The organism is Micromonospora sp. DT48, assembly GCF_049844495.1.
GTDB lineage: Bacteria > Actinomycetota > Actinomycetes > Mycobacteriales > Micromonosporaceae > Micromonospora.
Genome location: NZ_JBNCLE010000004.1, coordinates 254963 through 281515, shown reverse-complemented (window position 1 = coordinate 281515; position 26553 = coordinate 254963). Strand labels below are relative to the sequence as shown.

28 protein-coding genes are annotated in these 26553 nt (G+C 71.2%); 13 read left to right on the top strand and 15 right to left on the bottom strand.

What is annotated here, in order from left to right; translation table 11 throughout:
* Nucleotides 1–11 precede the first annotated feature (11 nt).
* Nucleotides 12–860, bottom strand: a complete 849-nt coding sequence (locus ACLQ2S_RS02060; protein WP_155214459.1) for an aminotransferase class IV — start codon at nucleotides 858–860, stop codon at nucleotides 12–14.
* A 67-nt stretch (nucleotides 861–927) separates the two neighbouring features.
* Between ACLQ2S_RS02060 and ACLQ2S_RS02055 the strand changes: the two genes are divergently transcribed.
* The 4 genes from ACLQ2S_RS02055 to ACLQ2S_RS02040 all read left to right on the top strand — a co-directional run bounded on the left by ACLQ2S_RS02055 (nucleotide 928) and on the right by ACLQ2S_RS02040 (nucleotide 4445).
* On the top strand, nucleotides 928–1356 hold the full coding sequence (locus ACLQ2S_RS02055) for a Fur family transcriptional regulator (RefSeq protein ID WP_309222435.1): 429 nt from the start codon (nucleotides 928–930) through the stop codon (nucleotides 1354–1356).
* Nucleotides 1353–2465, top strand: a complete 1113-nt coding sequence (locus ACLQ2S_RS02050) for a YgfZ/GcvT domain-containing protein (protein WP_425700992.1) — start codon at nucleotides 1353–1355, stop codon at nucleotides 2463–2465. Before ACLQ2S_RS02055 ends, ACLQ2S_RS02050 begins: the two co-directional genes overlap by 4 nt.
* A 99-nt stretch (nucleotides 2466–2564) precedes the next feature.
* Entirely contained in the window at nucleotides 2565–3392 is an 828-nt protein-coding gene (locus tag ACLQ2S_RS02045; protein WP_155214462.1) for a 3-keto-5-aminohexanoate cleavage protein, read from the top strand.
* Between the two features lie 93 nt (nucleotides 3393–3485).
* Complete coding sequence (locus ACLQ2S_RS02040; RefSeq protein ID WP_425700991.1) at nucleotides 3486–4445, top strand: asparaginase; 960 nt, start codon at nucleotides 3486–3488, stop codon at nucleotides 4443–4445.
* Nucleotides 4446–4456: 11 nt separating this feature from the next.
* On the opposite strand, the gene ACLQ2S_RS02035 is transcribed toward ACLQ2S_RS02040, so the two are convergent.
* Complete coding sequence (locus ACLQ2S_RS02035) at nucleotides 4457–5254, bottom strand: alpha/beta fold hydrolase (RefSeq protein ID WP_309222437.1); 798 nt, start codon at nucleotides 5252–5254, stop codon at nucleotides 4457–4459.
* Nucleotides 5255–5364: 110 nt separating this feature from the next.
* On the opposite strand from ACLQ2S_RS02035, the gene ACLQ2S_RS02030 reads away from it, so the two are divergent.
* The 6 genes from ACLQ2S_RS02030 (at nucleotide 5365) to ACLQ2S_RS02005 (ending at nucleotide 9881) form a co-directional block, all read left to right on the top strand.
* Nucleotides 5365–5994: a helix-turn-helix domain-containing protein gene (locus tag ACLQ2S_RS02030; protein WP_425700990.1), complete on the top strand. Its 630-nt coding sequence runs from the start codon at nucleotides 5365–5367 to the stop codon at nucleotides 5992–5994.
* Nucleotides 5991–6824, top strand: coding sequence for a hypothetical protein (locus ACLQ2S_RS02025; RefSeq protein ID WP_155214465.1), 834 nt, complete (start codon nucleotides 5991–5993; stop codon nucleotides 6822–6824). Before ACLQ2S_RS02030 ends, ACLQ2S_RS02025 begins: the two co-directional genes overlap by 4 nt.
* A gap of 70 nt (nucleotides 6825–6894) precedes the next feature.
* The gene (locus ACLQ2S_RS02020) at nucleotides 6895–7209 is read left to right on the top strand and encodes a DUF2516 family protein (protein ID WP_357584071.1); all 315 of its coding nucleotides are present in this window, start codon (nucleotides 6895–6897) and stop codon (nucleotides 7207–7209) included.
* Nucleotides 7206–8093: an alpha/beta fold hydrolase gene (locus tag ACLQ2S_RS02015; protein ID WP_425700989.1), complete on the top strand. Its 888-nt coding sequence runs from the start codon at nucleotides 7206–7208 to the stop codon at nucleotides 8091–8093. Before ACLQ2S_RS02020 ends, ACLQ2S_RS02015 begins: the two co-directional genes overlap by 4 nt.
* 11 nt (nucleotides 8094–8104) lie before the next feature.
* Nucleotides 8105–8842 (top strand): alanyl-tRNA editing protein, encoded by a 738-nt coding sequence (locus ACLQ2S_RS02010; RefSeq protein WP_425700988.1) that lies wholly within the window; start codon nucleotides 8105–8107, stop codon nucleotides 8840–8842.
* A 124-nt stretch (nucleotides 8843–8966) separates the two neighbouring features.
* Nucleotides 8967–9881, top strand: coding sequence for an SDR family oxidoreductase (locus tag ACLQ2S_RS02005; protein ID WP_155214469.1), 915 nt, complete (start codon nucleotides 8967–8969; stop codon nucleotides 9879–9881).
* Here ACLQ2S_RS02005 and ACLQ2S_RS02000 read toward each other — a convergent pair.
* The 5 genes from ACLQ2S_RS02000 to ACLQ2S_RS01980 are packed head-to-tail and all read right to left on the bottom strand — an operon-like array spanning nucleotide 9872 to nucleotide 14483.
* Nucleotides 9872–10900 (bottom strand): helix-turn-helix transcriptional regulator, encoded by a 1029-nt coding sequence (locus ACLQ2S_RS02000; RefSeq protein ID WP_425700987.1) that lies wholly within the window; start codon nucleotides 10898–10900, stop codon nucleotides 9872–9874. The genes ACLQ2S_RS02005 and ACLQ2S_RS02000 overlap by 10 nt on opposite strands.
* A gap of 3 nt (nucleotides 10901–10903) precedes the next feature.
* On the bottom strand, nucleotides 10904–11554 hold the full coding sequence (locus ACLQ2S_RS01995) for a response regulator (protein WP_155214470.1): 651 nt from the start codon (nucleotides 11552–11554) through the stop codon (nucleotides 10904–10906).
* Nucleotides 11551–12819, bottom strand: coding sequence for a sensor histidine kinase (locus ACLQ2S_RS01990; RefSeq protein WP_425700986.1), 1269 nt, complete (start codon nucleotides 12817–12819; stop codon nucleotides 11551–11553). The genes ACLQ2S_RS01995 and ACLQ2S_RS01990 overlap by 4 nt, the downstream gene beginning before the upstream one ends.
* Nucleotides 12820–12829: 10 nt before the next feature.
* Complete coding sequence (locus tag ACLQ2S_RS01985) at nucleotides 12830–13564, bottom strand: ABC transporter permease (RefSeq protein WP_155214472.1); 735 nt, start codon at nucleotides 13562–13564, stop codon at nucleotides 12830–12832.
* 10 nt (nucleotides 13565–13574) lie between these two features.
* Nucleotides 13575–14483, bottom strand: coding sequence for an ABC transporter ATP-binding protein (locus tag ACLQ2S_RS01980; RefSeq protein WP_425700985.1), 909 nt, complete (start codon nucleotides 14481–14483; stop codon nucleotides 13575–13577).
* Nucleotides 14484–14643: 160 nt separating this feature from the next.
* Here ACLQ2S_RS01980 and ACLQ2S_RS01975 point away from each other — a divergent pair, with 160 nt between their 5' ends.
* Nucleotides 14644–15435 carry an EI24 domain-containing protein gene (locus ACLQ2S_RS01975; protein WP_425700984.1) on the top strand — a complete coding sequence of 264 codons (792 nt, stop codon included), beginning with the start codon at nucleotides 14644–14646 and terminating at the stop codon, nucleotides 15433–15435.
* Nucleotides 15436–15510: 75 nt separating this feature from the next.
* Here the strand turns inward: ACLQ2S_RS01975 and ACLQ2S_RS01970 are convergent, their stop codons facing one another.
* The 6 genes from ACLQ2S_RS01970 to ACLQ2S_RS01945 all read right to left on the bottom strand — a co-directional run bounded on the left by ACLQ2S_RS01970 (nucleotide 15511) and on the right by ACLQ2S_RS01945 (nucleotide 22172).
* The gene (locus ACLQ2S_RS01970) at nucleotides 15511–16518 is read right to left on the bottom strand and encodes a LacI family DNA-binding transcriptional regulator (RefSeq protein WP_425700983.1); all 1008 of its coding nucleotides are present in this window, start codon (nucleotides 16516–16518) and stop codon (nucleotides 15511–15513) included.
* 19 nt (nucleotides 16519–16537) lie between these two features.
* Nucleotides 16538–17908: a GH1 family beta-glucosidase gene (locus ACLQ2S_RS01965; RefSeq protein ID WP_309222440.1), complete on the bottom strand. Its 1371-nt coding sequence runs from the start codon at nucleotides 17906–17908 to the stop codon at nucleotides 16538–16540.
* A complete protein-coding gene (locus tag ACLQ2S_RS01960; RefSeq protein WP_155214476.1) occupies nucleotides 17905–18738 on the bottom strand; it encodes a carbohydrate ABC transporter permease in 834 nt (277 codons plus the stop codon). The genes ACLQ2S_RS01965 and ACLQ2S_RS01960 overlap by 4 nt, the downstream gene beginning before the upstream one ends.
* 67 nt (nucleotides 18739–18805) lie before the next feature.
* A complete protein-coding gene (locus ACLQ2S_RS01955) occupies nucleotides 18806–19813 on the bottom strand; it encodes a carbohydrate ABC transporter permease (protein ID WP_425700982.1) in 1008 nt (335 codons plus the stop codon).
* Between the two features lie 117 nt (nucleotides 19814–19930).
* Nucleotides 19931–21235 carry an ABC transporter substrate-binding protein gene (locus tag ACLQ2S_RS01950; protein WP_155214478.1) on the bottom strand — a complete coding sequence of 435 codons (1305 nt, stop codon included), beginning with the start codon at nucleotides 21233–21235 and terminating at the stop codon, nucleotides 19931–19933.
* A 172-nt stretch (nucleotides 21236–21407) separates the two neighbouring features.
* The gene (locus ACLQ2S_RS01945; protein ID WP_155214479.1) at nucleotides 21408–22172 is read right to left on the bottom strand and encodes a maleylpyruvate isomerase family mycothiol-dependent enzyme; all 765 of its coding nucleotides are present in this window, start codon (nucleotides 22170–22172) and stop codon (nucleotides 21408–21410) included.
* Nucleotides 22173–22242: 70 nt separating this feature from the next.
* Between ACLQ2S_RS01945 and ACLQ2S_RS01940 the strand changes: the two genes are divergently transcribed.
* Nucleotides 22243–23325 carry a UDP-N-acetylmuramate dehydrogenase gene (locus tag ACLQ2S_RS01940; protein ID WP_425700981.1) on the top strand — a complete coding sequence of 361 codons (1083 nt, stop codon included), beginning with the start codon at nucleotides 22243–22245 and terminating at the stop codon, nucleotides 23323–23325.
* A 77-nt stretch (nucleotides 23326–23402) separates the two neighbouring features.
* On the opposite strand, the gene ACLQ2S_RS01935 is transcribed toward ACLQ2S_RS01940, so the two are convergent.
* On the bottom strand, nucleotides 23403–24215 hold the full coding sequence (locus ACLQ2S_RS01935; RefSeq protein WP_155214480.1) for a class I SAM-dependent methyltransferase: 813 nt from the start codon (nucleotides 24213–24215) through the stop codon (nucleotides 23403–23405).
* A 10-nt stretch (nucleotides 24216–24225) separates the two neighbouring features.
* Nucleotides 24226–24990, bottom strand: a complete 765-nt coding sequence (locus ACLQ2S_RS01930; protein ID WP_155214481.1) for an SDR family oxidoreductase — start codon at nucleotides 24988–24990, stop codon at nucleotides 24226–24228.
* 184 nt (nucleotides 24991–25174) lie between these two features.
* Between ACLQ2S_RS01930 and mshA the strand changes: the two genes are divergently transcribed.
* A complete protein-coding gene (gene mshA / locus ACLQ2S_RS01925) occupies nucleotides 25175–26524 on the top strand; it encodes a D-inositol-3-phosphate glycosyltransferase (protein WP_309222442.1) in 1350 nt (449 codons plus the stop codon).
* Nucleotides 26525–26553 lie beyond the last annotated feature (29 nt).

The window sequence follows — 26553 nt, the reverse complement described above, 5'->3', positions numbered from 1 at the left end:
GGGGGCCCGGTCTACGGCAGCGGGAAGCCGAGCAGGTCCTGCAACGGCCCGGTACGCGGGCTGACGGGCAGCGGCACACCGTCGAGCGTGTGTACCGCGACCAGGCCGCGCACCGACGAGGTGAGCCACACCCCGTCGGCTTCGCGTAGGTCCGCCGGGGTGACCATGCGTTCGGCCGCTGTGCAGCCGACCTGGCCGCAGTGGGCGAGCAACCAGGCGACGGTGGTGCCGGGCAGGATGCCGGTGCGGGCAGCGGGCACCGTGCACAGCGTCTTCCCGGCCAGCCAGACCAGGTTGGCGGTCGGTCCTTCCAGGGCGTACCCGTCGGAGGAGACCCAGAGCACGTCGTCCACGCCGACGCGGGCGGCCCAGCGTCGGGCGGCGGTGCTCGCGCCGTACGAGGTGGACTTGATGCCTACCGGAAGCCAGTCCAGCTCCGGGCGGGCCTCGGCGGGCACACCGAGGGAGAGGGTGGCCACGCTCACCCCGTCGCGTCGGGCCTGGCGGGCCGTGGGGGAGACTGCCGACAGGGTGGCGTAGACGGTGGGCGGGCCGCCGCCCTCCGGCCCACGGGTGCAGATCAGCCGCAACGCGCCCTCCACCTCGGTCGGCCAGCCGTCGGCGACCTCGTCCAGCAGTTCGACCAGGGCGGCGTCCGCCGGCAGGGTCAGCTCCACGGCCGCCGCGCCGACCCGCAGCCGGGCCAGGTGCTCCTGGCGCAGCCAGGCCCGTCCGTCGCGTAGGTGCATCGTCTCGAAGAGGCCGTCACCTCGCAGTACGCCGAGATCGTCGCCGCGCAGCACCGGTTCACCGATCGGCAACCGGCCCCGACCCAGCACGCCGATCCGAGAGGTCGCCATCTGCCGAGCATAGTTGTGGCGTTGGTCGCCCCGGGAGGCGCGCGTACGGCCGAACTATGATCGGAGGGTGTCCGAATCCTCCCTCGCGGAACTGCTCCGCGCCCGTGGGCTGCGGCTGACGGCGCAGCGACAGCTGATCCTCCAAGCGGTGTTGGACCTGGGGCACGCCACCCCCGAGCAGGTGCACACCGCGGTACGCGAGGTGGCCGCCGGGGTCAACATCACCACCATCTACCGCACGCTGGAGCTGCTGGAGCGGCTCGGCCTGGTCACCCATACCCATCTCTCCCACGGGTCGCCGACCTACCACGCCGCCGGGGAGGACCAACACGTACACCTGGTCTGCCGTGAGTGCGGCGCGATCGACGAGATGGAGCCGGAGCTGATGCGCCCGCTCGCCGATCGACTGGCCGGGGAGCGGGGCTTCCGGGTGGACATCAGCCACGTCTCCTTCTTCGGCCTGTGCGCGCGGTGCGGAAACGGGGAACAGACATGATCGACATCGCGGGCGCGGTGGCTGTGGAGAGCATCGACGAGGCCAGCCGGGACCAGCCGGAGCCGGCTCACGCCGCAGCCGGCGTGCGGGGCGTCGCCGCGCACTACGGCGACCCGATGCGTGAGCAGCGTCAGGCCAACACCGAGGTCGGCCTGGTGGACCGTTCCCACCGGGGCGTCATCGCCGTGCCGGGTGCTGAGCGGATCTCCTGGCTGCACACCCTCACCACGCAGCACCTGGCCGAGTTGGGCCCCTGGCAGGGCACCGAACTGCTCGTGCTCTCGCCGCACGGCCACGTCGAGCAGCACGCCATGGTGACCGAGGACGGCGACACCACCTGGCTCGACACCGAGCCGGGGGCGACCGAGGGGCTGCTGGGCTACCTGGAGAAGATGCGGTTCTTCAGCCAGGTCGATCCGCGTGACGTCACCGCCGAGCACGCGCTGCTGTCGTTGGTCGGGCCGAAGGCCGCCGAGGCGGTGGCGCTGCTCGACGTACCGCCGCTGGCCGAGCCGGACGTGGTGGCGCTGCCCGGCCCGAAGTTCCGCTCCGGTGAGGTGCCGCCCCGCCCGACCGCCCGCTACGCGGTGCGACCACTGCCCCAGGGCGGGTGGGCCCGACGCGGTCCGCTCGGCGTGGACCTGCTGGTTCCCCGGCCCGCGATGGACCAGATGGTGGCGCGGCTGCGCGACCACGGGGTGCCTCCGGTCGGGCTGTGGGCGTACGAGGCGGTGCGGGTGGCCGCCCGGCGGGCCAGGGTCGGCGTCGACACCGACCACCGGACGATCCCCGCCGAGGTGGACCTGATCGCCCCCGCCGTGCACCTGGACAAGGGCTGTTACCGGGGGCAGGAGACGGTCGCCCGGGTGCACAACATGGGCCGCCCGCCGCGCCGACTGGTGCTGCTGCACCTCGACGGGGTCGCCACCGACCAGTTGCCCGCCGCCGGTACCCCGGTGACCCTCGACGGCCGTACCGTCGGCTTCGTCGGCACCGCGGTGCTCCACCACGAGTTGGGCCAGGTGGCGCTCGCGGTGGTCAAGCGTTCGGTGTCCGACGACGCCGCGCTCCGGGTCGGCGACAGCGCCGCCGCCATCGACCCCTCGTAGCATCCCGTTCGATCGGACGGCGGCGACTCCACAGGTCCGCTGATCAGCGGAGTCACCGGGTGCGGCGCTGGTGGCGGCGGGCACTCTAGGATCGCGGGCATGACAACAGGGACGTTGATCACGGTTGCCCCCACCGGCGCGGAGTCGGCGAAGACCGAGGTGCCGGCGCTGCCGGTGACCCTCGACGAGCTGCTGCTCACCGCCAAGGAGTGCGAGGCGCTGGGTGCCTCCGTGATCCACGTCCATATCCGGGACGACGCGGCGCGGCCCACCCTGGACCTGGGTCGGCTCCGCGCGACCGTGGCGGCGCTGCGGGAGAGCACCGACCTGATCGTGCAACTGTCCACCGGGGGTGCGGTCACCGACCCGGAGGCCGACCGGCTCGCCGTGCTGGACGCGGGCCCGGACATGGCCTCCTGCACCATGGGTACGGTCAACTTCGGTGATGAGGTCTTCCTCAACCGCTGGGAGTTCGTCGTCGACCTGCACACCCGGATGCAGGAACGGGGCATCGTGCCGGAGTACGAGATCTTCGATCTCGGTCACCTCAGCGCCCTCCAGCGCCTGTTGGGCAGGTACGGCCTGCCGCACGGCGGCCATGTCCACGTCGACTTCGTGATGGGCGTGCCGGGCGGTATGCCGGGCACCACGGCGACGCTCGTCGCGGCTCAGCAGATGCTGCGGGATCTGCCCGAGGGCACCACCTTCTCGGCTACCGGCATCGGCCGTACCAGCCTTCCGGTGCTGCTCGCCGCGCTCTCCGCCGGGGGACACCTGCGGGTCGGGATGGAGGACACGGTCACCTACGCCAAGGGCCGTCCGGTGGAGTCGAACATGCAACTCGTCGCGCGTGCGGTCGGCTTCGCTCAGCTCGCGCAGCGGCCCCCGCTGAACACCGCCGAGGCCCGCGAGCTACTCGGCCTGTAAGGCGCGCATCGCTGTAGGTTCTTTACGCCCGGAGGTGGATTCCCTGCTCACCCCGGCGTGAGGGCGTTCGGACACCTCGGTACCGTCCACGTTGTGGGAAAGACGTACGAGGGTGGCGTGCCGCTCGCCGAGGTGGTCCGGTCCGACTTCGTGGAGGGCGTACACCGAGGGTCGGTGGTGGTGCTCGACAGTGTCGGCGCGCCGCTGGCCGTCGCGGGTGATGTCATCTCGCCGGTCTTTCCCCGATCGTCGAACAAGCCGATGCAGGCCGTCGGGATGCTCCGGGCCGGTCTGTCGCTGACCGACTCCGCCGACCTGGCCATCGTCGCGGCCAGCCACGCGGGGGAGGGGTTCCACCTGGCCCGGGTCGCTGGGCTGCTCACCGGCGCCGGGCTCGGCGAGGACGCGCTGCACTGCCCGCCGGAGCTGCCGGTGGGCGAGCAGGCGCGCAACGCGGTGCTGCGGGCCGGCGGTGGGCCGACCCGGATCCAGATGAACTGCTCCGGCAAACACGCCGGGATGCTGCTGACCTGCCGCGTCGCTGGTTGGCCGTTGGACGGGTACTGGCGTGCCGATCATCCGCTCCAGCGGTGGCTGCGCGGGACGTTGGAGGAGTTCACCGGCGAGGCGGCGGTGGCGGTCGGCGTCGACGGGTGTGGCGCCCCGGTGCTGTCCGCGTCGCTGACCGGGCTGGCCAGGGCGTACCTGCGGTTGGTCACCGCCGACGGCGACACCGAGGCGGGGCTGGTGGCCGGTGCGATGCGGGCCCACCCGGAGCTGGTCGGCGGTACGCAGGCGGACGACACCCGGCTGATGCGCGGCGTACCCGGGCTGCTGGCGAAGGTCGGCGCGGAGGGTGTCATCGCCACGGCGCTGCCCGGCGGGGGTGCCGTGGCGCTGAAGATCGACGACGGTGCCGGCCGTGCCCGGATGCCGGTCCTGGTGTCAGCGCTGCGCCGGCTCGGCGTCGACGCGCCGGTGTTGACCGAGTTCGCCGAGGTGCCGATCTTCGGCGGCGGCCTTCCCGTCGGTGCCATCCGCTCCCTCTGGTGATCCCCCAGGCCCTAGCCGAGGAAGCTGAGGAGGGCGGCGTTGATCTCGCTGGGGCGTTCGAGAGGGAACAGGTGGGCGGCGTCCGGTATGTCGGGCAGGCGGGACGCGTGGGGTGCCTCGGCGGCGATCCGGTCGGCCAGCTGCCGGATGTCGGGGATGTCGGCGGCACCTGCGGCGACCAGTACGGGCATGGTCAACTCGGCGAGTCGCCCGATGGCCGGTGGGTTGAGTTCGGCGACGTCCACGGCGCTGAGGGCCATTTCGGCGGCGAGTGCGCGTTCGTCCATCTGCACGGCGAAGCTGACCAACTCAGGGGCGACGGCGGCCGGTTCGCGTTCCGGGCCGACCACCCAGAACCGCACCTCACCGGCGGCGCTCGCGGCGAAGTCCTCCTGGTCGACGTCACCGACCAGCTGGTCCCACAGTTCGTTGGTCTGCTCCGACCATTCGTAACCGGACACGGCGGTGCCGAGCAGGGCGAGCGCGCTCACCCGGTGCGGGTGAGCGAGCGCCGTGTCGATCGCCACCGCCCCGCCGAAGGAGCAGCCGACCAGCGCCGCGCTGGCCAGCCCGAGGGCGTCGAGCAAGCCGACGACGTCGTCGTGGTGGGCGAAGGCGTTCGGCGGCAGTTCGGACTCCCCGTAGCCGCGTAGGTCGACGGCGATCACCCGGTGTCGGGCCGCGAGCGGGTCGATCTGCTCGCGCCACATGCGGCGGTCGGCGATGCCGGCGTGCAGGAGGACGACCGGTGATCCGGTGCCGGCCTCGTCGTACGCCAGGAGGGTTCCATTTACCTGGATCTTGGTCACCGCAGGACGGTACGACCAGGTCCAGGGGTTTGCAACCGAACGATGAGACGTCGCTAACTCTGGCTAGCACTTTGCTTGCAGCTGCTAGCAGGGCGGGCTAGCGTTGAGTCATGGCCACTTCCAAGGACCTTCCCGACGTCGGCGGGTTCATTCGTGACCTGCGGCGGAACGCGAAGATCTCACTCCGGCAACTGGCCGAGCAGGCGGGGGTCAGCAATCCCTACCTCAGTCAGATAGAGCGCGGCCTGCGCCGACCGAGCGCCGAGGTGCTCCAGCAACTGGCCAGCGCGCTGCGGGTATCCACTCCCGCGATGTATCTGCGGGCCGGTCTGCTCGATGACAAGGAGGGCCAGGGTGTGCTGGCGGCCATCGCCGTCGACCCGGACCTGACGATGGCCCAGAAACAGTCCCTTACCCAGATATACGAGACATTCCGCCGGGAGAACGCCCGGCTGGCGGAAGCGACCGCGACGGCGAGCGGGGACACCACCGCCGGACCGGCCCCGAGCGACGCGACAGGTGGCTCCGGCGCGGACGACATCACCGCCCCAGACGTGGGCAATCTGGCCGCCACCGGGCCCACCACGGAGGCGGGAACTCCGACCGAGGCGGTGCTTGAGTCGGTCGCCGTCACCGAAGCGGGTTCCGCGCCCGCCCCGAACAACACCTCACCCAGGAAGGCCGCCCGCAAGGTGGTCCGCAAGACCGCTACCGCGGTCCAGAAGGAGAAGCAGTCATGACCCAGCCGAAGACCAATCGCATTCCTGCTCCGATCTACGCTGCGGCGGGTGCCGGCGAACTCGCCCTACAGCAGCTGCGCAGACTGCCCACGGTGGTCGGTGAGCTGCGTGACCGGGTCGTCGCCGACGGCGGCCGGGTCGTCAACGAGCTGGGCGGCAAGGCTGTCGTCACCGGCTTCGAGCTGCGCCAGAAGGCCAACGACACGCTGCGCAACGCCAACCGGACGGCCGAGACGCTGCGGCAGAAGGCCGCCCCGACCGCCGACCTGAACCGGCTGCGCGAGCACGCCGACCTGGCCAAGCTCCGCGAGGCGGCGGATCTCACCAAGCTGCGGGAGACCGCCGACCTGAACAAGCTGCGGGAGGTCGCCGACCTGGACCGCCTGCGCGAGGTGGCCACCCGCAACGCGGCAGTGGTGGTCGCCGGTGCCCAGGCTGCCCAGGAGCGGGCGCTGGCCGCGTACGGCGCGCTGGTGGCACGGGGTGAGCGGGTCGTCGGCACGGGCGTGTTGGAGGCCGCCGAGACGGTGAACGCCGACATCGAGGCGACCGAGGCCACCGCACCGGTGGCGACCGTCACCGACATCACCGAGGCGGCGTCGACCGGCGACAAGCCGACGACCGCCCGGAAGGCCGCGACCGCTCGCAAGCCCCGGAAGACCACGCCCGCCGAGGTGCCGAGCCCGGCCGAGGTGGCCGAGATCGTGGAGGCCAAGCCGGCCGCCGCGAAGAAGGCCACCCGGACGAGGTCGACCACCCGGCAGGCCGCCGTCAAGCGGACCGACAGCCCGTCGGCGAAGCTTCCCCGGAGCACCAAGCGGGGCCAGTGAGCCAGTAGCCTGCGATCCCGGGGCCGTCCTGTCGCCACGGACCCGGGATCGCAGGCATAAGCTTGCCGTCATGGCCAACGCCGCGCCGATCTTCGTCTTCGACGTCCGCTTCGTGATCGAACTGATCCTGTTCGTCTTCGCGCTGATCGTGCAGGGGGTGGCGCTGGTGCACGCCGTGACGCAGCGCTCCGATGCCTTCCCTGCCATCGGCACCCTGCCCAAGGGCGGCTGGATCGCGATCCTTGCGGTCACCCTCCTGCTCACCCTGCTCACCCGCTCCACCCTCAGCATCTTCGGGCTGATCGGTGTGGCGGCGGGCCTGATCTACCTGCTCGACGTCCGGGTCGGGCTCCGCGACCTGGGCGACAACAGAGGGTCCTGGTGAGGTCCTTCCGGTGGCCACCACCGCCGGACGGCGGCCCACGCACCTGGGGCCCCGGCCCGGGTGCCCCACGCACCGGTCGACCGCCGCTGCCCGATCCGGAAACCGAGCTGGTCGCCACCCCGCACGGCGTACGGCTGGAGCGGCTGGTCACCGGCACCGGTGACCCGGTCACCGTCTTCGCGCACGGGCTGGCCAACGGCATCGCCACCACCAGGCCCTTCGGCAGCGGTGTCGCCGGTCGCCGAGTCTTCTTCCAGTTCCGTGGGCATGGTCGATCCGACGCCCCCGACGGCCCGTGGAGCTACCTCGACCTGGCCCGTGACCTGCGGGCGATCGCCGATCTCAGCGGGGCGACCCGTGCCTTCGGGGCCAGCCTGGGAGCCGGCGCGCTGTGCCGTCTGCTCGCCGAGAGTCCCGAACGCTTCGAGCGGCTGGTCTTCTTCCTGCCCGCCGCGCTCGACCGGCCGCGCGGCCCGGTCGCCCGTGCCCGGCTGACCGAACTGCTGTCGGCGGTGGAGAGCGGGGACGCCTCGGCGGTGGCGGAGGTCGTCTCGACCGAACTGCCACCGGCCGTACGCAACACCCCGGCCGGCTGGGCCTACCTGCGACAACGGCTGGACCACCTGCTGCGCGACGGACTCGCCGCCGGGCTGGTCGACCTGCCGGGGCAGGCTCCGCTGCCCGATGCCACGGTGCTCGCCCGGGTGACCGCCCCGGCGTTGGTGATCGCGACTGCGGGCGACGACCTGCACCCGGTGGAGGTGGCCGAACAACTCGCCGCCGTGCTGCCCCGGGCCATCCTGCACCGCTACGACCGCCCCGGCGTGCTCTGGACGGAACGCGCCGACCTGCGTGGGCGGATCTCGGACTTCCTCAACGGGTAGCCTCCCCTGTCATGGGCGTCACACACCATGGCCGTACCCACCGACTCGACCTCGCCGATCCGACCCTGCGGGAGTGGGAGTGCACCGTCCTGCACGCCGACCCGGAGCAGGGCGTGGTGTTGGACCGTTCGGCGTTCTACCCGGGCGGTGGCGGCCAACCACCGGATCACGGCGTACTGCTCTGGCAGGGGGTGCAGACCCGGATCGTCGGCACTCGTAAGGGCGACGACCTGTGGCTGATCCCCGCCGATGGCGACCCGTTGCCGCCGGCCGGGACCACGGTCACCGGCGCGGTCGAGGACGAGCGGCGTACCCGGCTGATGCGTACCCACTCCGGTCTGCACGTGCTCTGCGGGGTGGTGTTCCGTGATTTCGGCGCGCTGGTAACCGGCGGCAACATGGAACCGGGCGAGGCCCGGATGGATTTCAACCTCCCTGAGGTGCCGGCGGACTTCAAGACCCGCATCGAGGAGTTGGTCAACGCCGAGGTCGCGGCGGACCGGGCCGTCGCCACCCGGGTGCTGCCGCGCGAGGAGGCGCTGGCCCTGCCGGACATCATCCGTACCCAGTCGAATCTGATCCCACCCGACGAGGTGGAGGTACGCATCGTCGACATCGTGGGGCTGGACGTGCAGGCCGACGGCGGCACCCACGTCGCGTCGACCGCCCAGATCGGCAAGGTTCGGGTGGTCAAGGTGGAGAGCAAGGGGCGGGCCAACCGCCGGGTACGCATCCGCCTGGCCGACTGACCCGGCCCATCGGCACGGCGTTTCACCGCCTCCGGCCACGCTGCTCGGCCACCGTTCACCCGGTCGGCCGGTTGCCAGGAATACCTGACCTTGGCTGTCAGGTATTCCTGGCAGCGTGGCAGCCATGACGACATCGCTGACAGGGAAGGTGGCGCTGGTCGCCGGGGCGACCCGGGGCGCGGGCCGGCAGATCGCCGTGCAACTCGGTGCGGCGGGAGCCACCGTGTACGCGACCGGCCGCAGCAGCCGTGCGGGCCGCTCCGAACTGGACCGCCCGGAGACCATCGAGGAGACCGCCGAGCTGGTCACCGAGGCCGGAGGCACCGGCATCGCGGTCCGGACCGACCACCTGGTGCCCGACGAGGTGCGGACGCTCGTCGAGCGGATCGACGCCGAACAGGGGCGGCTCGACGTGCTGGTCAACGACGTGTGGGGTGCCGATCCGCTGATCACCTGGGAGAAGCCGGTCTGGGAACAGCCCCTTGACGCCGGGTTCCGGACGCTGCGGCTGGGCGTCGACACGCACGTGATCACCAGTCACTTCGCGCTGCCGCTGCTGATCCGTCGACCCGGAGGGCTGGTCGTGGAGATGGGGGACGGTACGAAGGCGTACAACGAGCGCAACTACCGGCTCTCGGTCTTCTACGACCTGGTCAAGACCTCGGTCAACCGGCTCGCCTTCAGCTGGGCCCACGAACTCAAGCCGTACGGCGGGACGGCGGTGGCGCTCAGCCCGGGGTGGCTGAGGTCGGAGGCGATGCTGGAGCACTTCGGCGTGACCGAGGCCAACTGGCGGGACGGCGCGGCCAAGGACCCACACTTCCTGATCTCGGAGACCCCGGCGTTCGTCGGCCGGGCGGTCGCCGCGCTCGCCGCCGACCCGGACAAGGCGCGCTGGAACGGCCAGTCCGTCTCCGCCGGGGAACTGGCCAAGGTGTACGGCTTCACCGATGTCGACGGCAGTCAGCCGGACGCGTACCGCTACATCAGTGAGGTGGTCGACGCCGGTCGCCCCGCCGACGTGACCGGCTACCGCTGATCGTCGCCCGCCGACCGGCTCTCCTCGCCGGTCGGCGGCCTCCGGTCGGCGGCGTAGAGGGCCGTGGCCCGCCTCGCCGCCTCGGCCAGCAACGCCCGCAACTCGGGCGGGTCGAGCACCTCCGCCTCCGGGCCGAGACCGAGCAACTGGCTGTACGCCACCTCGACGGACTCGACGGGTAACCGGAGCGTCAGCCAGCCCTGCTCGTCTGGTCCGGTCGCGGCGGCGACCGCCTCGTCGTACCCGAACGGTGCGTCGACCACGTGCCGCAGGCCGCGCAGGCCGACGGGGCTCACCCGGAGCGTCACCTCGGCCCGCAGCATCTTCCGCAGGAACGACGCGGCCTGGCGCTGCCAGTGGGCGGCCAGGTCGAAGTCCGGCTCGCGGTCGAAACCCTCCACGTGCTGCTCGACCGCGATCACCCGGTCCACCCGGTAGGTGCGGAAGTCCTCGCCGACCCGACCGACGAGATACCAGGTCCCGCTCTTGAGGACCAGGCCGTACGGGCAGACCCGACGGGTGACCTCGTGCTCGCCACGCCGGTAACGGAGCGTCACGATGCGGTCCCGCCAGACCGCATCGGCCAACTCGGTCAGCCACGGTGGCGGGGCGTTCTGGTGGTGATACCAGCCCGGCACGTCCAGGTGAAACCGTTGGCCGGTGCGTACCGGGGCGTCACGCAGGCTCGGCGGCAGCGCGGCCAGCACCTTGAGCTGTGCCGCTGCCACCGCGTCGGTCAGCCCCATGTCACCGGCCGGTCCGGGCAGCCCGGCGAGGAAGAGCGCCTCCGCCTCGTCGCGCGTCATCCCGGTCAGCCTGGTCCGGTAACCGCCGAGCAGCCGGTAGCCACCCGCCCGCCCCCGGTCGGCGTAGACCGGCACCCCCGCGGCGGAGAGGGCCAGCACGTCCCGGTAGACCGTCCGCTCCGAGACCTCCAGTTCGCGGGCCAGCTCCGCCGCCGTCATCACCTCCCTGGCCTGCAACAACAGCAGCAGCGAGATCAGTCGCGCGGCGCGCACCGGTCACCGTCCACCGGGCGTGAGCAGCCCGCGGTCGTACGCGGCGGCCACCGCCGCGGCCCGGTCGTTGACCCCGAGTTTGGCGTAGACGTGCAGCAGGTGGGTCTTGACGGTGGCCTCGCTGATGAACAGCCGGGCGGCCGCCTCGCGGTTGGACGAGCCGCGCGCCACCAGGGTCAACACCTCGAGTTCGCGCTGGCTGAGTGGTTCCTCGGCCGGCTGGCGTGGGGTGCGCAGCCGACCCATCAGCCGACTGGCCACGCTGGGGGAGAGCACCGACTCGCCCCGTGCGGCGGCGCGTACCGCCCGGACCAGTTCCTCGCGGGGCGCGTCCTTGAGCAGGTAGCCGGTGGCGCCCGCCTCGATCGCCGGCAGCACGTCCGCGTCGGTGTCGTACGTGGTCAGCACCAGCACCCGCACCGGGTCGTCCGCCGCGACGAGGTGGCCGATCGCGGTCACCCCATCCATCCCGGGCATCCGTAGGTCCATCAGCACCACGTCGGGGCGGTGACGGGCAGCCATCGTGAGCGCCTCGGCACCGTCCGCCGCCTCGCCGACCACCTCGAACCCGGGATCGCCGACGAACATGCCGCGTAACCCGTCCCGCACCACCGGGTGGTCGTCGACGATGAGCAGCCGTACCGGGTCACTCATGCGACGCCCTGCGGCAGGGCCGGTACGGTGGCCGAGATGGCGGTGCCGCCACCCGGCTCGGACTCGACGGCGAGTTGACCACCGACCCGGATCACCCGCTGTCGCATCGCGGTCAGGCCGTAGCTGCCGTCCCGGTCCGGCGCTGTCGACCGCTCGGTCACGTCGAACCCCGAACCGTCGTCGCGGACGTCCAGAGTCACCACATCCGACATGTACGACAGGGTCACTCCGACCCGGGACGCCTCGGCGTGCCGGGCCACGTTCGCCAGTGCCTCCTGGGCGGCCCGCAGCAGCGTCACCTCGATCTCCGGATGCAGCGGGCGGGGGGTGCCGGTGGTGCTGACACTCGCCGCCACCCCGTGCAGGGCGGACCAGCGTCCGCCCAGCTCGGAGAGGACGTCGGGCAGCCGGGCGGTCTCCAGCGGCTCCGGGCGGACGGCGCGTACCGAGCGGCGGGCCTCGGTGAGGCTCTCCCGCGCCAGGCTCAGCGCGTTGTCCACGTGCCGCCGCCAGTCGGTCGAGCGGTCCCGGGACTGTTCGGCGGCCTCCAGCTGGGTGATGATCCCGGTGAGCCCCTGGGCGAGGGTGTCGTGGATCTCCCGGGCCATCCGCTGGCGTTCGTCCAGCATGCCGGCCTCCCGGGCCTGGGCGATGAGCTGGGCGTGCAGCCCTTCGTTCTCCCGCGCCGTCTCGGCGAGCCGCTCGTTGGCGGCGGTCAGTTCCGCCACCAGTTGCCTGCGTCGTTCGTTCTCCCGCTGGGCGACGTACGCGAACCAGCTCACCCCACCCGCTACCACCAGGTTGAACAGCACCATCACCAGCCAGATGGGCCAGTCCGACCACACCGACGTCAGACCGCCGATCTGTGAGGTGGCGACCAGTACGGCGGTGGCGGCGACACCGGCGATCGGCCACCTGCCGGTCAGGAGGTGGGCGTGCAGGTAGCCGACCCAGGCGAAGAAGCCGAACCACGGGCTGACGATCACCAGGGCGGCGGCGAGCGCGAGCAGCCCCACGTAGTAGAACGCCATCAGCGCCCGACGGCTCTCCCATTCGGGATGCAGGGTGACGAACCAGGCGACCCAACCTCCGGCCACTCCGGCGAGGGCCAACGTGCCCGCCGTCGGCAGGCCGGTGGCCGTCGGCGCGAGGACGGCCAGCAGCGTGCTCACCGCCAGACCGCCGTACGGCAGCACCCGGTAGAGCGTCGCCTCCCGTGCCTGCCAGGCGTCGTGCCGACCCTCGGCTTCTCCGTAGCTGGTCATCGGTCCCCGCTCACTCCCAGCGGAACAGTTTCGCCGCGCCGACGCCGGCCGTCACGGCGACGACCGCCATTATCCCCAGGTGCAGCGGGTGCGGTGCGGTGCCGGTCCAGGCATCGAGCAGCGCCTGCACGCCCGGCGGCGTGTACGCGCCGACATCGGCCAGAAAGTCGGGTAGCAGGAATCGGGGCAGGTACACCCCACCGAAGAACATGATCACCATGAACACCGGTACGGCCATCGCCTGGGCGGTCTTGGCCGTCGGGGCGACCGCGGCGACCAACAGGCCCAGCGCGAGCAGCGCCGCCGTACCGAGGACGAGGGCCACCGTGAACCCGAGCAGGTGCTGCGGCAGCGGAGAACCGAACGCCACCCGAGCCACCACGGCGAGGAGTGCCGCGCTGACCAGGATCCCGGCCAGCGCGAGGACGAGCTGGGCGGTCAACAGCGCCAGCGGACTGGCCGGTGTGGTGGCCAGCCGGCGGAGGATGCCGCGCTCCCGGTAGGTGGCCAGCACGGTGGGCAGGGTGTTGATTCCGACCATCGCCAGGGTGATCACCAGTAGCGAGGGGGTGAAGTACGTGACGAAGGACTGGTCGCCGAACTCCGGGCTCGGCTCCCGCAGCGCGGGAATGAGCCCGAGCACCACCAGGATGAACGTGGGCAGGGCGACGGTCAGCGCCCACGTCGGGACGTCGCGCAGGTGGAGCTTCGCCTCAGTCCTGAGGATCTGGCCGAAGGCGTGCATCGCTCTCCTCTCAGTCGGTGAGCCGGTGCCCGGTCAGCTCGACGAACGCGTCGTCCAGTGTGGCCTGCTCCAGCCGTAGGTCGGCGACGACGATCCGGTGGCGGGCGAGCAGCGAGGCGACCGCGTACAGCAGGTCACCGGTTCCGGTCACCACCACCTGGGGGCCGCTGCGGGTCACTGCGGTCACCTCGGGTAGGTCGGTGAGGTGCCGGTCGTCGAGCGGTGCGGAGGGCCGGAAGCGGATCCGCTGCTCCGGAGCGACGGCCGAGACCAGCCCGGCCGGACTGTCCAGCGCCACCACCCGTCCCTTGTCGATGACGGCCAGGCGGTCGCAGAGCCGCTCCGCCTCCTCCATGAAGTGGGTGACCAGCACGATGGTCACTCCGCGGTCGCGTACCCGCTCGATCAGGCTCCAGGTGTCCCGCCGGGCCTGCGGGTCCAGCCCGGTGGTCAGCTCGTCCAGGATGGCGATCCTGGGATTGCCGACCAGGGCCAACGCGATGGAGAGCCGCTGTTTCTGGCCGCCGGAGAGCTTGTCGTACGGGGTGTTCCGCTTCGGCCCGAGCCCCAACTCGTCGATCAGCTGAGCCGGGTCGGCCGGGTCGCGGTAGAACGACGCGTACAGCTCCAACGCCTCCGCGACCCGGAGCCGATCCGGTAGCTGGCTCTCCTGGAGTTGCACCCCCACCAGCTGACGTAGCCGGGCGGCGTCCCGGCGAGGGTCGAGCCCGAAGACCGACACCTCGCCCCCGTCAGGGACGCGCAGCCCGGCGACGCACTCCACCGTGGTGGTCTTGCCGGCACCGTTCGGACCGAGCACGCCGAAGATCTCTCCGGTCTCGACGTGGAACGACACGTCGTCCACCGCCACGGTGTCGCCGTATCTCTTGTGCAGGTTGGTCACCTCGATGACCGGCATAGCCCCCCGCCTCTCACCATCGGTTTCGCGTACCTCTCAAGGGTCGCGACCGGCGGTCGCCGACGAATCGACCAGCTGTAGATGATCTCGGTCGGCATCCGGTGGAGGCCGCCGATCCGTCAACCGGTGGATGCGGCGACAACTGGCTAGGCTCCACGGCGTGCAACCATCCGGAATCCCCGGCGCCGCCGTCGGCGCGGGCCGCCGTTTCGCCGGCGGAGCCGCGCTACTGCTGCGGGGCATCGGCCTGTACGTACGCAGTCCAGGGCTGATGCTGCTCGGCGTCGTCCCGGCGCTGATCTCCGGCACGATCTTCGTGGGCGCGTACGCCTTGCTGGTCTTCTTCGTCGACGACCTGGCCGTCGCGGTCACGCCGTTCGCCGACGACTGGTCGACGACGGCCCGCAGCGTGGTCCGGGTGGTCGCCATGCTGGGTTTCCTCGGCCTCGGTGGCCTGCTCACCGTGCTCACCTTCACGGCGGTCACACTGGTCGTCGGCGACCCGTTCTACGAGAAGATCTCCGAGCGGGTGGAGCAGCGCTACGGCGGCACTCCCGACGCGGTCGAGGTGCCCTTCTGGTCGTCGCTGCGGCGCAGCGCCGCCGACTCGATCCGCCTGGTGGCTCTGGCCGTCCTGGTGGGCATCCCGCTGTTCGTCGCCGGTTTCATCCCGCTGGTCGGCCAGACCGTGGTGCCGGTGATCGGCGCGGTGGTGGGCGGCTGGCTGCTCGCCGTCGAACTGGTGGGCGCACCCTTCTACCGTCGAGGCAAGGGGCTGCGGGACCGGCGGGCCGTGCTGAAGGCGGACCGCCCCACCGCGCTCGGCTTCGGCGTGGCCGTGTTCGTCTGCTTCCTGATCCCCCTCGGTGCCGTCCTGCTGATGCCGGCGGCGGTGGCCGGTGCCGCCCTGCTGGCCCGCCGCTCGCTCGGCCAACCCATCACCGAGGGCTAGCGGACGCGGCATCGAGGGGGTGTGGGTACGTTTGTTGTCGCCTGGACGGCAACAAACGTACCCAGGCGCGGCGGATCAGGCGGAGTCGCGGATGATCAGCTCGGTGGGCAGGATGAGAGCCGGCTCGACCTCTTCCCCGGCGGCGAGGCGGAGCAGCAGCCGGGTGCCCTGGCGGCCCAACTCCACTATCGGTTGCCGCACGGTGGTCAGCGGCGGGTCGGTGTACGCGGCGGTCTCGATGTCGTCGAAGCCGATCACCGCCACGTCCTCGGGCACCCGCCGCCCCGCCTCGCGCAGCGTACGCAGGGCGGCGTGGGCCATCAGGTCCGACGCGGCGAAGACGGCGTCCAGGTCCGGGTACGCGTCGAGCAGCTCACGCATCGCCGCCGCGCCGGACTCGCGGGTGAAGTCACCCACCGCCACCATCTCCGGCAGCCCGACGGCGGCGACCGTGTCCCGGTAGCCGGCCAACCGCTCGATGCCGGCGACCATGTCCTGCGGGCCGGCGATGGTGGCGATGCGACGTCGGCCGGTGTCGATCAGGTGGCGTACCGCGCGGGTGACCCCGCCGACCTGGTCGACGTCGATGTACGGCACGTCCGCCCCGTCGAGCGGCCGACCGCTGCACACCACCGGGATGCCCAGCGCGGCCAGCCGGGCGGGCAGCGGGTCGGCACCGTGCAGCGAGGCGAACAGCACCCCGTCGACGTGCCGGCCGGTGGTGTACCGGGCGACCCGCTCGTGCCCGGCCGGCGATCCGGCCAGCATCAGCACCAGCTGTTTGTCGGCGGCCTCCAACTCCTGCGCGGCCCCTCGGATGATCCCCGGGAAGACCTGGTCGTCGGAGAAAACCCGGGTGGCCTCCTCCGGCATGACCAGGGCGATCGAGTCGGTCCGCTGGGTGACGAGGGTGCGTGCGGCCAGGTTCGGCACGTACCCCAACTCGGCGACCGCCTGGCGGACCGCCTTCTGAATCGGCTCGGCGACCGTGGTCGAGCCGTTGACCACCCGGGAAACGGTGGCCCGGGACACCCCGGCCCGTCGTGCCACCGCCTCCAGGGTGGGCCGCTGCGCCCCCGTCATCGGAGAAACCACCACCTCGTCACAGCCCGTTCCGGGAGATCACCTCCTGGTACCACCGGGCGCTGGACTTCGGTGTACGCCGCTGAGTGAGGTAGTCGACGTGCACGATGCCGAATCGCTTGCGGTACCCCTCGGCCCACTCGAAGTTGTCAAGCAATGACCATACGAGATAGCCGCGCAGGTCGACGCCCCGGGCGATGGCCTCGTGGGCCGCGCGCAGGTGACCGTCGAGGTACGCGATCCGGTCGGTGTCCTGAATCGGGCTGGTCACGTCGGTGGCGGCCTTGTCCGGGAAGGCGGCGCCGTTCTCGGTGATCAGCAGCGGCACCGCCGGGTAATCGGTGGCGATGCGTTCCAGCAGCCGGGTCAGACCGGCCGGCTCGATCATCCAGCCCATGTCGGTCAGCGGCCCGACCGGCGCGAGGAACTCCACCGCCCCCTCGGTGCCGGGGTACGCCCCACCGCCGGCGCCGTCCGGTCGCCCGGCCACATAGGTCGGCGCGTAGTAGTTGATCCCGAGCAGGTCGATCGGAGCCGCGATGATCTTCTCGTCGCCGTCCTGCACGAACACCGGATCGACGATTCGTGCGACGTGCTCGCGGACGTCGTCCGGGTACCCGCCGACCAGCAGCGGATCGAGGAAGATCCGGTTGTGCAGGCCGTCGACGAGGCGTACGGCAGCGGCGTCGGCGGCGCTGTTCGGGTCGGCGGGGCGTACGTCGGCGGGATTGAGCGTGACCCCGACGCGGCCGGCACCGCCCGCGCGCAACGCCTGGGCGGCGAGGCCGTGCGCGAGCAGCAGGTGGTGTACGGCGGCGAAGGCCGCGCCCGGATCCTGCACCCCCGGTGCGTGCACGCCGTTGCCGTAACCGAGGTAGGCCGAACACCACGGCTCGTTCAGCGTCGTCCAGGTGCCGATCCGGTCGCCGAGCCGGGCGTACACGGCGGAGGCGTAGGTGGCGAAGTGCTCCGCCGTCTCACGGCTGACCCACCCGCCCCGATCCTGCAACGTCTGCGGCAGGTCCCAGTGGTAGAGCGTGATGATCGGGTCGATGCCCCGGCGCAGCAGCTCGTCCGTCAGACGGTCGTAGAAGTCCAGGCCGCGCGGGTTGACCGGGCCGGTGCCGTCGGGCTGGATGCGGGGCCAGGACACCGAGAAGCGGTACGCCTGCAAACCCAGGTCCGCCATCAGCGCGACGTCGTCGGCGTACCGGTGGTAGTGGTCGCAGGCGACGTCACCGGTGTGGCCGGCGTACACCTTGCCGGGCGTACGGCTGAAGGTGTCCCAGATCGACTCGCCGCGACCGTCGTCGCGGGCCGCGCCCTCGATCTGGTACGCCGCAGTGGCCGCACCCCAGAGAAAGTTGTCGGGGAATCTCAACTCAGTCACGCCTTGACCGCACCTTCCATGATCCCGCCAATGATCTGGCGGCCGAACAGGACGAATACCAGGAGAAGGGGCAGCGTGGCGATGGCCGTGCCGGTGAAGACCTGGGACATGTCCTGGTAATAGCCGTCAGACAGGGCCCGCAACGATAGCTGCACGGTGGGATTCTCCGGGTCGTTGAGCACCGCGTACGGCCAGAGGAAGTCATTCCACGTGGTCATGAAGGTGAGTAGACCAAGCACGGCGGCGGCCGGCCGCAGTGCCGGCACCACCACATTCCAGTAGATGCGGGCGGTACCGCAACCGTCCACCCTGGCCGCCTCGATCAGTTCGCTGCTGACCGCCTGCCCGGCGTACTGCCGCATCATGAACACGCCGAAGCCGGTGACCAGCGCGGGCAGGATCACCGCCGGTAGCCGGTCGTTCAGGTTCAGCTTGGTCATCAGCATGTACAGCGGGATGATGCCGAGTTGGGTGGGCACCATCATCGTCGCGATGATGATCATCAACAGGGCGTTGCTACCCCGGAACCGCAGCTTGGCGAAGGCGAATCCGGCGAGCGTGGAGAAGAGCACCACCGAGATGGTGACCACGGTGGCGACGATCGCCGAGTTGATCAGGCCGGTCAGGAAGTAGGCGTCGGTGTTGGCGAACAGCCGCGAGATGTTGGCACCCAGGTTGCCGCCGGGGGTGACCGGCGGCGGCAGCTGCCCCATCGCGTCACTGGACCGGCTGGCCACCACGAACATCCAGTAGATCGGGAAGACCGACAGGACCCCGGCGGCGACCAGTGCGAAGTACGTCAGCGGGCTAGCCCGCCACAACCTGCTCATCGCTTCACCTCGCTTCGCTCGGCGCCGCGATGAGGCACGGTCGCACTGAGCCGAATGATTCGCTCGCTCATCGCGCCTTTCCCTTTCGCTTTCCGGTGGCTGGCTGGGCACCCGCGCCGAGTCGGCGGATGATCAGAACGTTGATCGCCGCGACGATGGCGATCAGGGCGAAGAGCAGCCAGGCGACCGCGGACCCGTAGCCGAAGTTGTAGTAGGGCGCGAAGGCGTTCTCGAACATGTACATGGTCATCGTCTGCGATTCGCGCATCGGCCCGCCGCGGATCGCGTTGGTGCCGGAATGGAACAGCCGGGGCTCGGTGAACAGTTGGAGCCCGCCGATGGTGGAGATGATGACGCAGAAGATGATGGTCGGCTTGAGCAGTGGCACGGTGATGGTCCAGAACTGCCGGGCCCGGTTCGCGCCGTCGATCGCCGCCGCCTCGTAGAGGTCGCGGGGAATGGCCTGCATGGCGGCCAGGAAGATCAGCGCGTTGTAGCCGGTCCAGCGCCAGTCGACCATGGTGGAGATGGCGACCCAGGAGGCGAACCGGTCGGACTTCCAGGCGATGCCGTCGATGCCGACCAGGTCGAGCATCCAGTTGATCATGCCGAACTCGCGGCCGAACAACACCCCGAACACGATCGCCACGGCGGCCGTGGAGGTGACGTTGGGCACCAGTACCGCCATCCGCCAGCCGGTACGCATTCGCAGTTGCCGGTTGAGCAGGTTCGCCAGCCAGAGTGCGGCGAGCAGTTGCGGGACGGTGCTGATGACGAAGATGCCGAGGGTGTTGACGACCGAGTGCCAGAAATCGCCGTCGACCAGCAGCCGGGTGTAGTTCTCCGCGCCGACGAAGGTGGGATCGCTACCCAGCAGGTCCCAGTCGTGCAGCGAGACCCAGAAGGTGTACGCCAGCGGCCAGGCCCCGAAGATCGCGAAGACCACGAAGAACGGTGCGATGTAGAGATAGGGCGAGTACTTCGCGTCCACCCGGCTCAGCCACCCGGCCCGGGACGGGCGGATGCCACGCGGCGTCGGTGCGGCCGGTGCTCGCGCGTCGAGCTGCAACGCCATGACCCGTTGACTCCTTTCCGAGCCCCCGCCCCGCGCCGGGCCAGGGTGAGCCGCTGTACGCGTCGGGTGGACGCGGCGGGACCCTGGACCGGCGGCGGGGTGGGGCCGTCCAGCCGGTTACTTGGCGGCGGCCTTCTTGGCGTTGTTGATGGCGTCCTGCCAGGCCTGGTCGGGGTTGCGCTGGCCCAGCTCGACGGTGCGGACCGCGTTCTCCACCTCGGTACGGACGGCCTGGTTCTTCGGGCCCATGTAGACCGGCTTCAGCGTCTTCGCGCCCTCACCGAAGATCTTGCCGACCGGTGCGTCGGAGAAGTACGCGTTGGTGGCCTCGGTGATGGCGGGGTCGTCCAGCGCCTGCGGCGAGGACGGCAGCGGACCCTTGGCCTTGAAGGCACCGATGTGGCCCTCGGCGCTGGTCAGGAACTTGACCAGCTTGACCGCCTCGTCCTGGTGCTTGCTCTGCTGCGGCACGGCCAGGTGCGAGCCGCCCCAGTTGCCGCCGTTGCCCGGCACCCGGGCGATGTCCCACTTCCCGCTGGCCTCCGGCCCGGCGTTGCCCTCGATCACACCGGTCATCCAGGCGGGGCAGGCGATGGTGGCGAACTTGGCCTGCTTGAACGCCGAGACCCACTCCTCCGACCAGGAGCCGTACTTGCCCGACAGCCCGGCGTTGATGATGTTCATGGTGGTGTCCCAGGCCTGCTTCACCGCCGGGTTGCTGTCCACCACCAGGTTGTCGCTGGTGTCGTAGTAGTGGTAGCCCTGCGCGTTGCCGGCCGTCTGGAGCACGATCGTGTTGAAGGTGTTGGTGGCCGCGTCCAGGAACGAGGCGCCGGTGTTGGCGCTCTTGAACTTCTCGCCGGTGGCGATGTAGTCCTCCCAGGTCGGCCAGAGGGCCGAGACCTGCTCGCGGTCGGTGGGCAGGCCCGCCTTCTCGAAGAGGTCCGTGCGGTAGCACATGGCCATGCCGCCGACGTCGGTGCCGAGCCCGATCAGCTTCTGGCCGTCGGCGGTGAGCCCCTGGTTCCACTTCCACTCCAGGAAGTTCCCCTTGAGGTCGGCGGCGCCGTGGTCGAGCAGGTTGACGAAGTTGTCCGGGTTGGCCTTGTACTCGACCATCAGGCCCTCTTCGATGGCCACCACATCGCCGGCGCCCTTGCCCGCGGCGAGCCACTGGGTCAGCTTCGGCGAGTACTCGTCGAGGTTGCCGCCGGTGCCCCGCTCGACGATCTTGATGTTCGGGTTGGCGTCCATGTACTGCTGGTAGAGCTGCTCGTAGCCGAACTGCCCGAAGACGTCGACGGTGAGCGTTATCTTGCCGTCCCCGGCCTCGTCGCTGCCGCCGCAGCCGCTGGCGACGAGTAGGACGCCGGTGGCGGCCAGAGCGACCGCCGCGAGGCGGTGACGCGGGAATGTGCCCATTGTCTGATGACCCCTCTCAGGTCGATTGGTGGTGGAGAAGCTGTCTGAGAGCGCTCTCACGTAGCCTGCGGTGTGGGCTCTACGCTGTCAAGAGAGCGCTCTCTCGGGAGGGGTCACAGAATGGCCACGGCGGCCCTCGGGTACCCGAGGGCCGCCGTGGGACGCGCGAGGATCAGCCGGTGCGGACCCCGTCGAGCAGGGCGCGGTCACCGGCGACGGTCAGCGTGTCGAAGCTGACCCGCCCCCATAGCGCCAGCAACAGATCGCTGGCCGTGCCACTGACCTGTACCCGGGCGTGATGATCGTCGTGGTCGAGGATGGTGCCGGTGTCGAGCAGCGCGACACCCTCGCCGCGCAGCCGCAGGTACCACTCCTGGGCGGCGTCGGTGGCGGTCAGCCGGACGACCCCCTGCCACGGGCCGCCCGACCTGCGCCGACCCGCCGGCAACCAGGTGTCCAGCACCTCGCTCACCCCGTCGGCCGCGAGCTTGGCCTCGATCGGCTCACCCGAGGCGATCGCGAGTTGGGCGTCCCAGCGGTGCACCGCCGTCTCGTGAGCCATCCGGCGCGGCCAGAAACCCGCCTTCTTCGGCTGCGGAGCCCAGTTCCACGCCGGGGCCTCCGGGTCGAGGGAGTCGAAGAGGGTCATCAACTCGTCGTACGCCTGCTGCCACTGCTGCACGGCGGTGACGCCGTCGACCGGCTCGACCGGCTGCGAGCGGCTCTGTTGCGGTGCCGTGGCGTCACCCGAGGCGACCAGGCCGTGCACCCACCGATAGATCCCGGCGAGGTGGCGGGTCAGGTCGGTGACGGTCCAGCCTGGGCAGGACAACACGGGCGTCTCAGGTGGCGCCTCGGCCACCGCGGCGGCGAACGCCGGGCCCTCCGCCCGGAGTGCCCCGATCCAGAAGTCCTTGCTGCCGTGCAATCTGCTCATCGCCATCCTCCCGGGGGTGACCGGGCCACCAGTGGGTGCCACGGCTACCTATCAGCCTAGGGTGAGAGGCGTGTCTGACGTCTACGCCCAGCCGACAGCCGCCGCCCAACCCGCCAGCACGGGCGATCTGGCGCAATACACGACATTGTGCCTGGGTGGGCCGGCCGGCAGGGTCGTCACCGCCACCACCGCCGACGAGATCGTCGGCCGGGTACGCGAGGCGGGCTCCGAGATCCTGTTGCTCGCCGGGGGCAGCAACGTGGTGATCGGTGACGCCGGCTTCCCCGGCACGGTGATCCTCGTCCGCTCCCGGGGGTTGCGGGTGCTGACGGAGGACGAGCGCACCGTGACGGTACGCGTCGAGGCCGGTGAGCCGTGGGACGACCTGGTCGCCGCGACGGTGCGAAACGGCTGGGCGGGGCTGGAGTGCCTGTCCGGCATCCCCGGTTCGACCGGGGCCACCCCGATCCAGAACGTCGGGGCGTACGGGCAGGAGGTCGCCGAGACGATCGTGGCCGTGCAGGTGTACGACCGAATCGCCGGGACCGTCGGGCAGGTCGAGACCGACGCCTGCGGCTTCGCCTACCGATCCAGCATCTTCAAGTACAGCGAGCGCTGGGTGGTGCTCTCGGTGGACTTCCGGCTGGCCCGCTCGCCGCTGTCCGGCCCGGTGCGTTACGCGGAACTGGCCCGGGCGCTCGGCGTCGAGGTCGGTGACCGGGTGCCGTTGGCGCAGGCCCGGTCCACCGTGCTCGGGCTGCGCGCGGGCAAGGGCATGGTGCTCGACGCCGACGACCCGGACACCCGTTCCGTCGGCTCGTTCTTCACCAACCCGGTCCTCGACGCCGCGACCTACGAACAGGTGCGGCAGCGCGCCGCCGACCTCGGTGAACCGCCGTCCTGGCCCAGTGCCGGCGACACGGTCAAGGTCAGCGCCGCCTGGCTGATCGACAAGGCCGGCTTCGGCAAGGGGTACGCCGGTCCCGAGGGCACCGCCATCTCCAGCAAGCACACCCTCGCCCTCACCAACCCCACCGCGAGTGCGAGCACCCAGGCCCTGCTCACCCTGGCCCGCGAGATCCGCGACGGCGTCCACCACCGGTTCGGCGTCACCCTCCACCCCGAACCCGTCCTCATCAACTGCGCCCTGTGACGTCAACTGCGCCCTGTGACGTGTTGATCAAGAAGTTTTCGTCTGATCGCGCCCCGAACCCGACCAAAACTTCTTGATCAACACGGTGGGGTGGGGGTGGGGGCCACGGTGGGCCAGGGGAGGGTGAGGTGGCCGTGGCGCCATTGGCGGGGCCCGTCCAGGATCGGCCAGCCCTGGGCGCGGACGGCTGACACGGTGTGCAACCAGCGCTGGCGGGGACCGAAGGGGACGTATCCGGCGGCGGCGTGCCAGGCGTCGTCCAGGGTTCGGATCAGGTCGTGGATCCGCTCACCCGGTACGTTGCGGTGGATCAACGCCTTCGGCAACCGCTCGGCCAGCTCGGCGGGGCTCTCCAGGGTCGTCAGCCGGGCGGCCAGGGTCAGCGAGCGGGGCCCGTCGGCGTCGAGCAGCACCCACCCGCCGAGGCGACCCAACTCGTCGCAGGTCCCCTCCACCAGCAGCCCGCCGGGTGCCAACCCGGCGCACAGCGTGCGCCACGCGCCGGCCACCTCGCGCTCGTCGTACTGGCGCAGCACGTTGAACGCGCGGACCAGGGCGGGACGCAGACCGGCCAGCTCGAAGCCACCCCGGGCGAAGGTGAGCCCGGGTGGGTCGGCGGCGGCCTGTGCGTCGGCGACGCGTACCGGATCGATCTCCAGCCCGACCACCCGCACGTCGGCACGGACCCGGGCGGCGAGCCGGGCGCGCAACTCCACAGTGGTCACCGGGGTCGCGCCGTAGCCGAGGTCCACCACCAGCGGGTCGGCTGCGGCGCGCAGCGGCTCGGCGCAGTGCTCCACGATCCAGTTGTCCACCCGGCGGAGCCGGTTGGGGTGAGTGGTTCCCCGGGTCACCGCACCGAGCGGCCGGGACGCCCGCGACGCCATCATGGTTCCCGGCTCAGCTGGTCCGGTGCACCTTGTGCTGGGCGGCCTGGGCCAGCGGCCGGACGACGAGCCGGTCCACGTTGACGTGTTGCGGGCGGGTGGCGCACCAGGCGATGCAGTCGGCGACGTCCTCGGCGAGCAGCGGCTCGTCGACACCGGCGTAGACCGCCGCTGCCCGCTCGGTGTCCCCGCCGAACCGGGTCAGCGAGAACTCGTCGGTCTTCACCATGCCCGGGTCGATCTCGATCACCCGCACGGGACGGCCGCACAACTCCAGCCGTAGCGTGCCGGCGACCGCGGTCTGCGCGTGCTTCGCCGCGGTGTAGCCACCGCCACCCTCGTAGACGGTGAATCCGGCGGTCGACGAGACGACGACGATCGTGCCCGCCCCGGACTCCTCCAGCAGCGGCAGCAGCGCCTGGGTGACCCGCAGCGTGCCGAGCACGTTGACGTCGTACATCCACTGCCAGTCACCGATCGCGCCGGACTCCACCGGATCCAGCCCGCGCGCCCCGCCCGCGTTGTTCACCAGGAGGGTCACCGGCCCGCCGGTCTGCCGCGCGGCCCGAGCCAGATCGGCCACCGACTCGTCGGAGGTGACGTCGCAGCCGACCGCGGTGGCGGTGCCACCCGCCGCGGTGATCTCGGCGACCAGGTCGACCAACCGGTCGGTACGCCGGGCGGCGGCGAGCACGTGGAAACCCTCGCCGGCGAGCCGCCGGGCAGTGGCGGCGCCGATCCCGCTGGACGCTCCGGTGACGATCGCGACACGACTCATCTGGCCATTCTCGCCCCCCGCCGGTCGGCGGTGGGCGGCGCGGTCGTCATGAGGTCGGTCACGCCCGAGGGCCTGCCCGACGTATTTCCCGTCGCCGATCGGGAAGATGACATCCGGCGTGAAGCGTTGAGGCAGGAGCGCCGGTCGTGCGGGGACGGCATCAACCGTGGCAAAGGGAGCGGACGTGGCGGAAGAGCACACCGGTGTCGGTCGTCAGCGAGGTGCCCTGCCGTGGCCGCGTCCCCGGCGGATCGCGACCCTGTCGGTACACACCTCGCCGTTGCACCAACCGGGGACCGGGGACGCGGGCGGCATGAACGTCTACATCCTGGAGGTCTCCCGCCGGTTGGCCGAGGCGAACGTCGAGGTCGAGATCTTCACCCGGGCCACCTCGGGTGACCTGCCCCCGGTGGTGGAGGTGGCCCCGGGGGTGCACGTCCGGCACGTGATGGCCGGTCCGCTGGAGGGGCTGACCAAGGAGGAACTACCCGGTCAGCTCTGCGCGTTCACCGCCGGCGTGCTGCGCGCCGAGGCGGCCCGCCCGCCCGGCCATTACGACCTCGTCCACTCCCACTACTGGCTCTCCGGGCAGGTCGGTTGGCTGGCCAAGGAGCGCTGGGGAGTGCCGCTGGTGCACACCGCGCACACCCTGGCCAAGGTGAAGAACGCGCAGTTGGCCGCCGGTGACCGGCCGGAGCCCAAGGCCCGGGTGATCGGTGAGGAACAGGTGGTCGCGGAGGCGGACCGGCTGGTCGCGAACACCCGGGTCGAGGCGCGCGACCTGATCGACCGGTACGACGCCGAGCCCGCCCGGGTCACGGTGGTCGAACCCGGCGTGGACCTGGACCGGTTCCGTCCCGTCGCCGGCGACCGGGACGCCGCCACCAGGGCCGCCCGGATCCGGTTGGGCCTGCCGCCCGATGGCCACCTGGTCGCCTTCGTCGGGCGGATCCAGCCGTTGAAGGCACCCGACGTGCTCATCCGGGCGATCGCGGCCCTGCGGGCGCGGGACGCCGAGTTGGCTCGTGACGTGGCAGTGGTGATCTGTGGCGGTCCCAGTGGCAGCGGGCTGGACCGGCCCACCGCGCTGATCGAGTTGGCCGCCTCGCTCGGCGTCGCCGACCGGGTGCACTTCATGCCGCCGCGCACCGGAGCGGAACTGCCCCTGCTGTACCAGGCGGCCGACCTGGTCGCGGTGCCGTCGTACAACGAATCCTTCGGCCTGGTCGCCCTGGAGGCGCAGGCCTGCGGTACGCCGGTGGTGGCCGCTGCCGTCGGCGGCCTGGTCACCGCAGTGCGCGACCAGGTCAGCGGGGTGCTGGTGCGCGGACACGACCCGGTCGACTGGGCGGGTACGTTGGCCCGCCTGCTCCCCGACCGAGCCCGTCGGGCCGAGTTGTCGGTCGGTGCCGCCCAGCACGCCCGGAACTTCTCCTGGCATCGCACCGCCGCCGGCCTGCTCGCCGTCTACGGCGAGGCGATGGCCGACCACCGGGCCGGGCTCGCCGCCGCGCTCACCGGCTCCTGCTGCTGACCGCCGTGGGCCCGGCTGTCGGCCCGGCC

Bases quoted from the DNA above. Each gene is read 5' to 3' on its own strand.
- ACLQ2S_RS02060 (WP_155214459.1), bottom strand. From the start codon at position 860: ATGGCGACCTCTCGGATCGGCGTGCTGGGTCGGGGCCGGTTGCCGATC.
- ACLQ2S_RS01930 (WP_155214481.1), bottom strand. From the start codon at position 24,990: ATGAGTCGTGTCGCGATCGTCACCGGAGCGTCCAGCGGGATCGGCGCC.
- ACLQ2S_RS01950 (WP_155214478.1), bottom strand. From the start codon at position 21,235: ATGGGCACATTCCCGCGTCACCGCCTCGCGGCGGTCGCTCTGGCCGCC.
- ACLQ2S_RS02010 (WP_425700988.1), top strand. From the start codon at position 8,105: ATGGGCGTCACACACCATGGCCGTACCCACCGACTCGACCTCGCCGAT.
- ACLQ2S_RS01985 (WP_155214472.1), bottom strand. From the start codon at position 13,564: ATGCACGCCTTCGGCCAGATCCTCAGGACTGAGGCGAAGCTCCACCTG.
- ACLQ2S_RS02030 (WP_425700990.1), top strand. From the start codon at position 5,365: ATGGCCACTTCCAAGGACCTTCCCGACGTCGGCGGGTTCATTCGTGAC.
- ACLQ2S_RS01945 (WP_155214479.1), bottom strand. From the start codon at position 22,172: ATGAGCAGATTGCACGGCAGCAAGGACTTCTGGATCGGGGCACTCCGG.
- ACLQ2S_RS02025 (WP_155214465.1), top strand. From the start codon at position 5,991: ATGACCCAGCCGAAGACCAATCGCATTCCTGCTCCGATCTACGCTGCG.
- ACLQ2S_RS01970 (WP_425700983.1), bottom strand. From the start codon at position 16,518: ATGACGGGGGCGCAGCGGCCCACCCTGGAGGCGGTGGCACGACGGGCC.
- ACLQ2S_RS01980 (WP_425700985.1), bottom strand. From the start codon at position 14,483: ATGCCGGTCATCGAGGTGACCAACCTGCACAAGAGATACGGCGACACC.
- ACLQ2S_RS02050 (WP_425700992.1), top strand. From the start codon at position 1,353: ATGATCGACATCGCGGGCGCGGTGGCTGTGGAGAGCATCGACGAGGCC.
- ACLQ2S_RS01955 (WP_425700982.1), bottom strand. From the start codon at position 19,813: ATGGCGTTGCAGCTCGACGCGCGAGCACCGGCCGCACCGACGCCGCGT.
- ACLQ2S_RS02020 (WP_357584071.1), top strand. From the start codon at position 6,895: ATGGCCAACGCCGCGCCGATCTTCGTCTTCGACGTCCGCTTCGTGATC.
- ACLQ2S_RS02005 (WP_155214469.1), top strand. From the start codon at position 8,967: ATGACGACATCGCTGACAGGGAAGGTGGCGCTGGTCGCCGGGGCGACC.
- ACLQ2S_RS02045 (WP_155214462.1), top strand. From the start codon at position 2,565: ATGACAACAGGGACGTTGATCACGGTTGCCCCCACCGGCGCGGAGTCG.
- ACLQ2S_RS01960 (WP_155214476.1), bottom strand. From the start codon at position 18,738: ATGAGCAGGTTGTGGCGGGCTAGCCCGCTGACGTACTTCGCACTGGTC.
- ACLQ2S_RS01935 (WP_155214480.1), bottom strand. From the start codon at position 24,215: ATGATGGCGTCGCGGGCGTCCCGGCCGCTCGGTGCGGTGACCCGGGGA.
- ACLQ2S_RS01990 (WP_425700986.1), bottom strand. From the start codon at position 12,819: ATGACCAGCTACGGAGAAGCCGAGGGTCGGCACGACGCCTGGCAGGCA.
- ACLQ2S_RS01995 (WP_155214470.1), bottom strand. From the start codon at position 11,554: ATGAGTGACCCGGTACGGCTGCTCATCGTCGACGACCACCCGGTGGTG.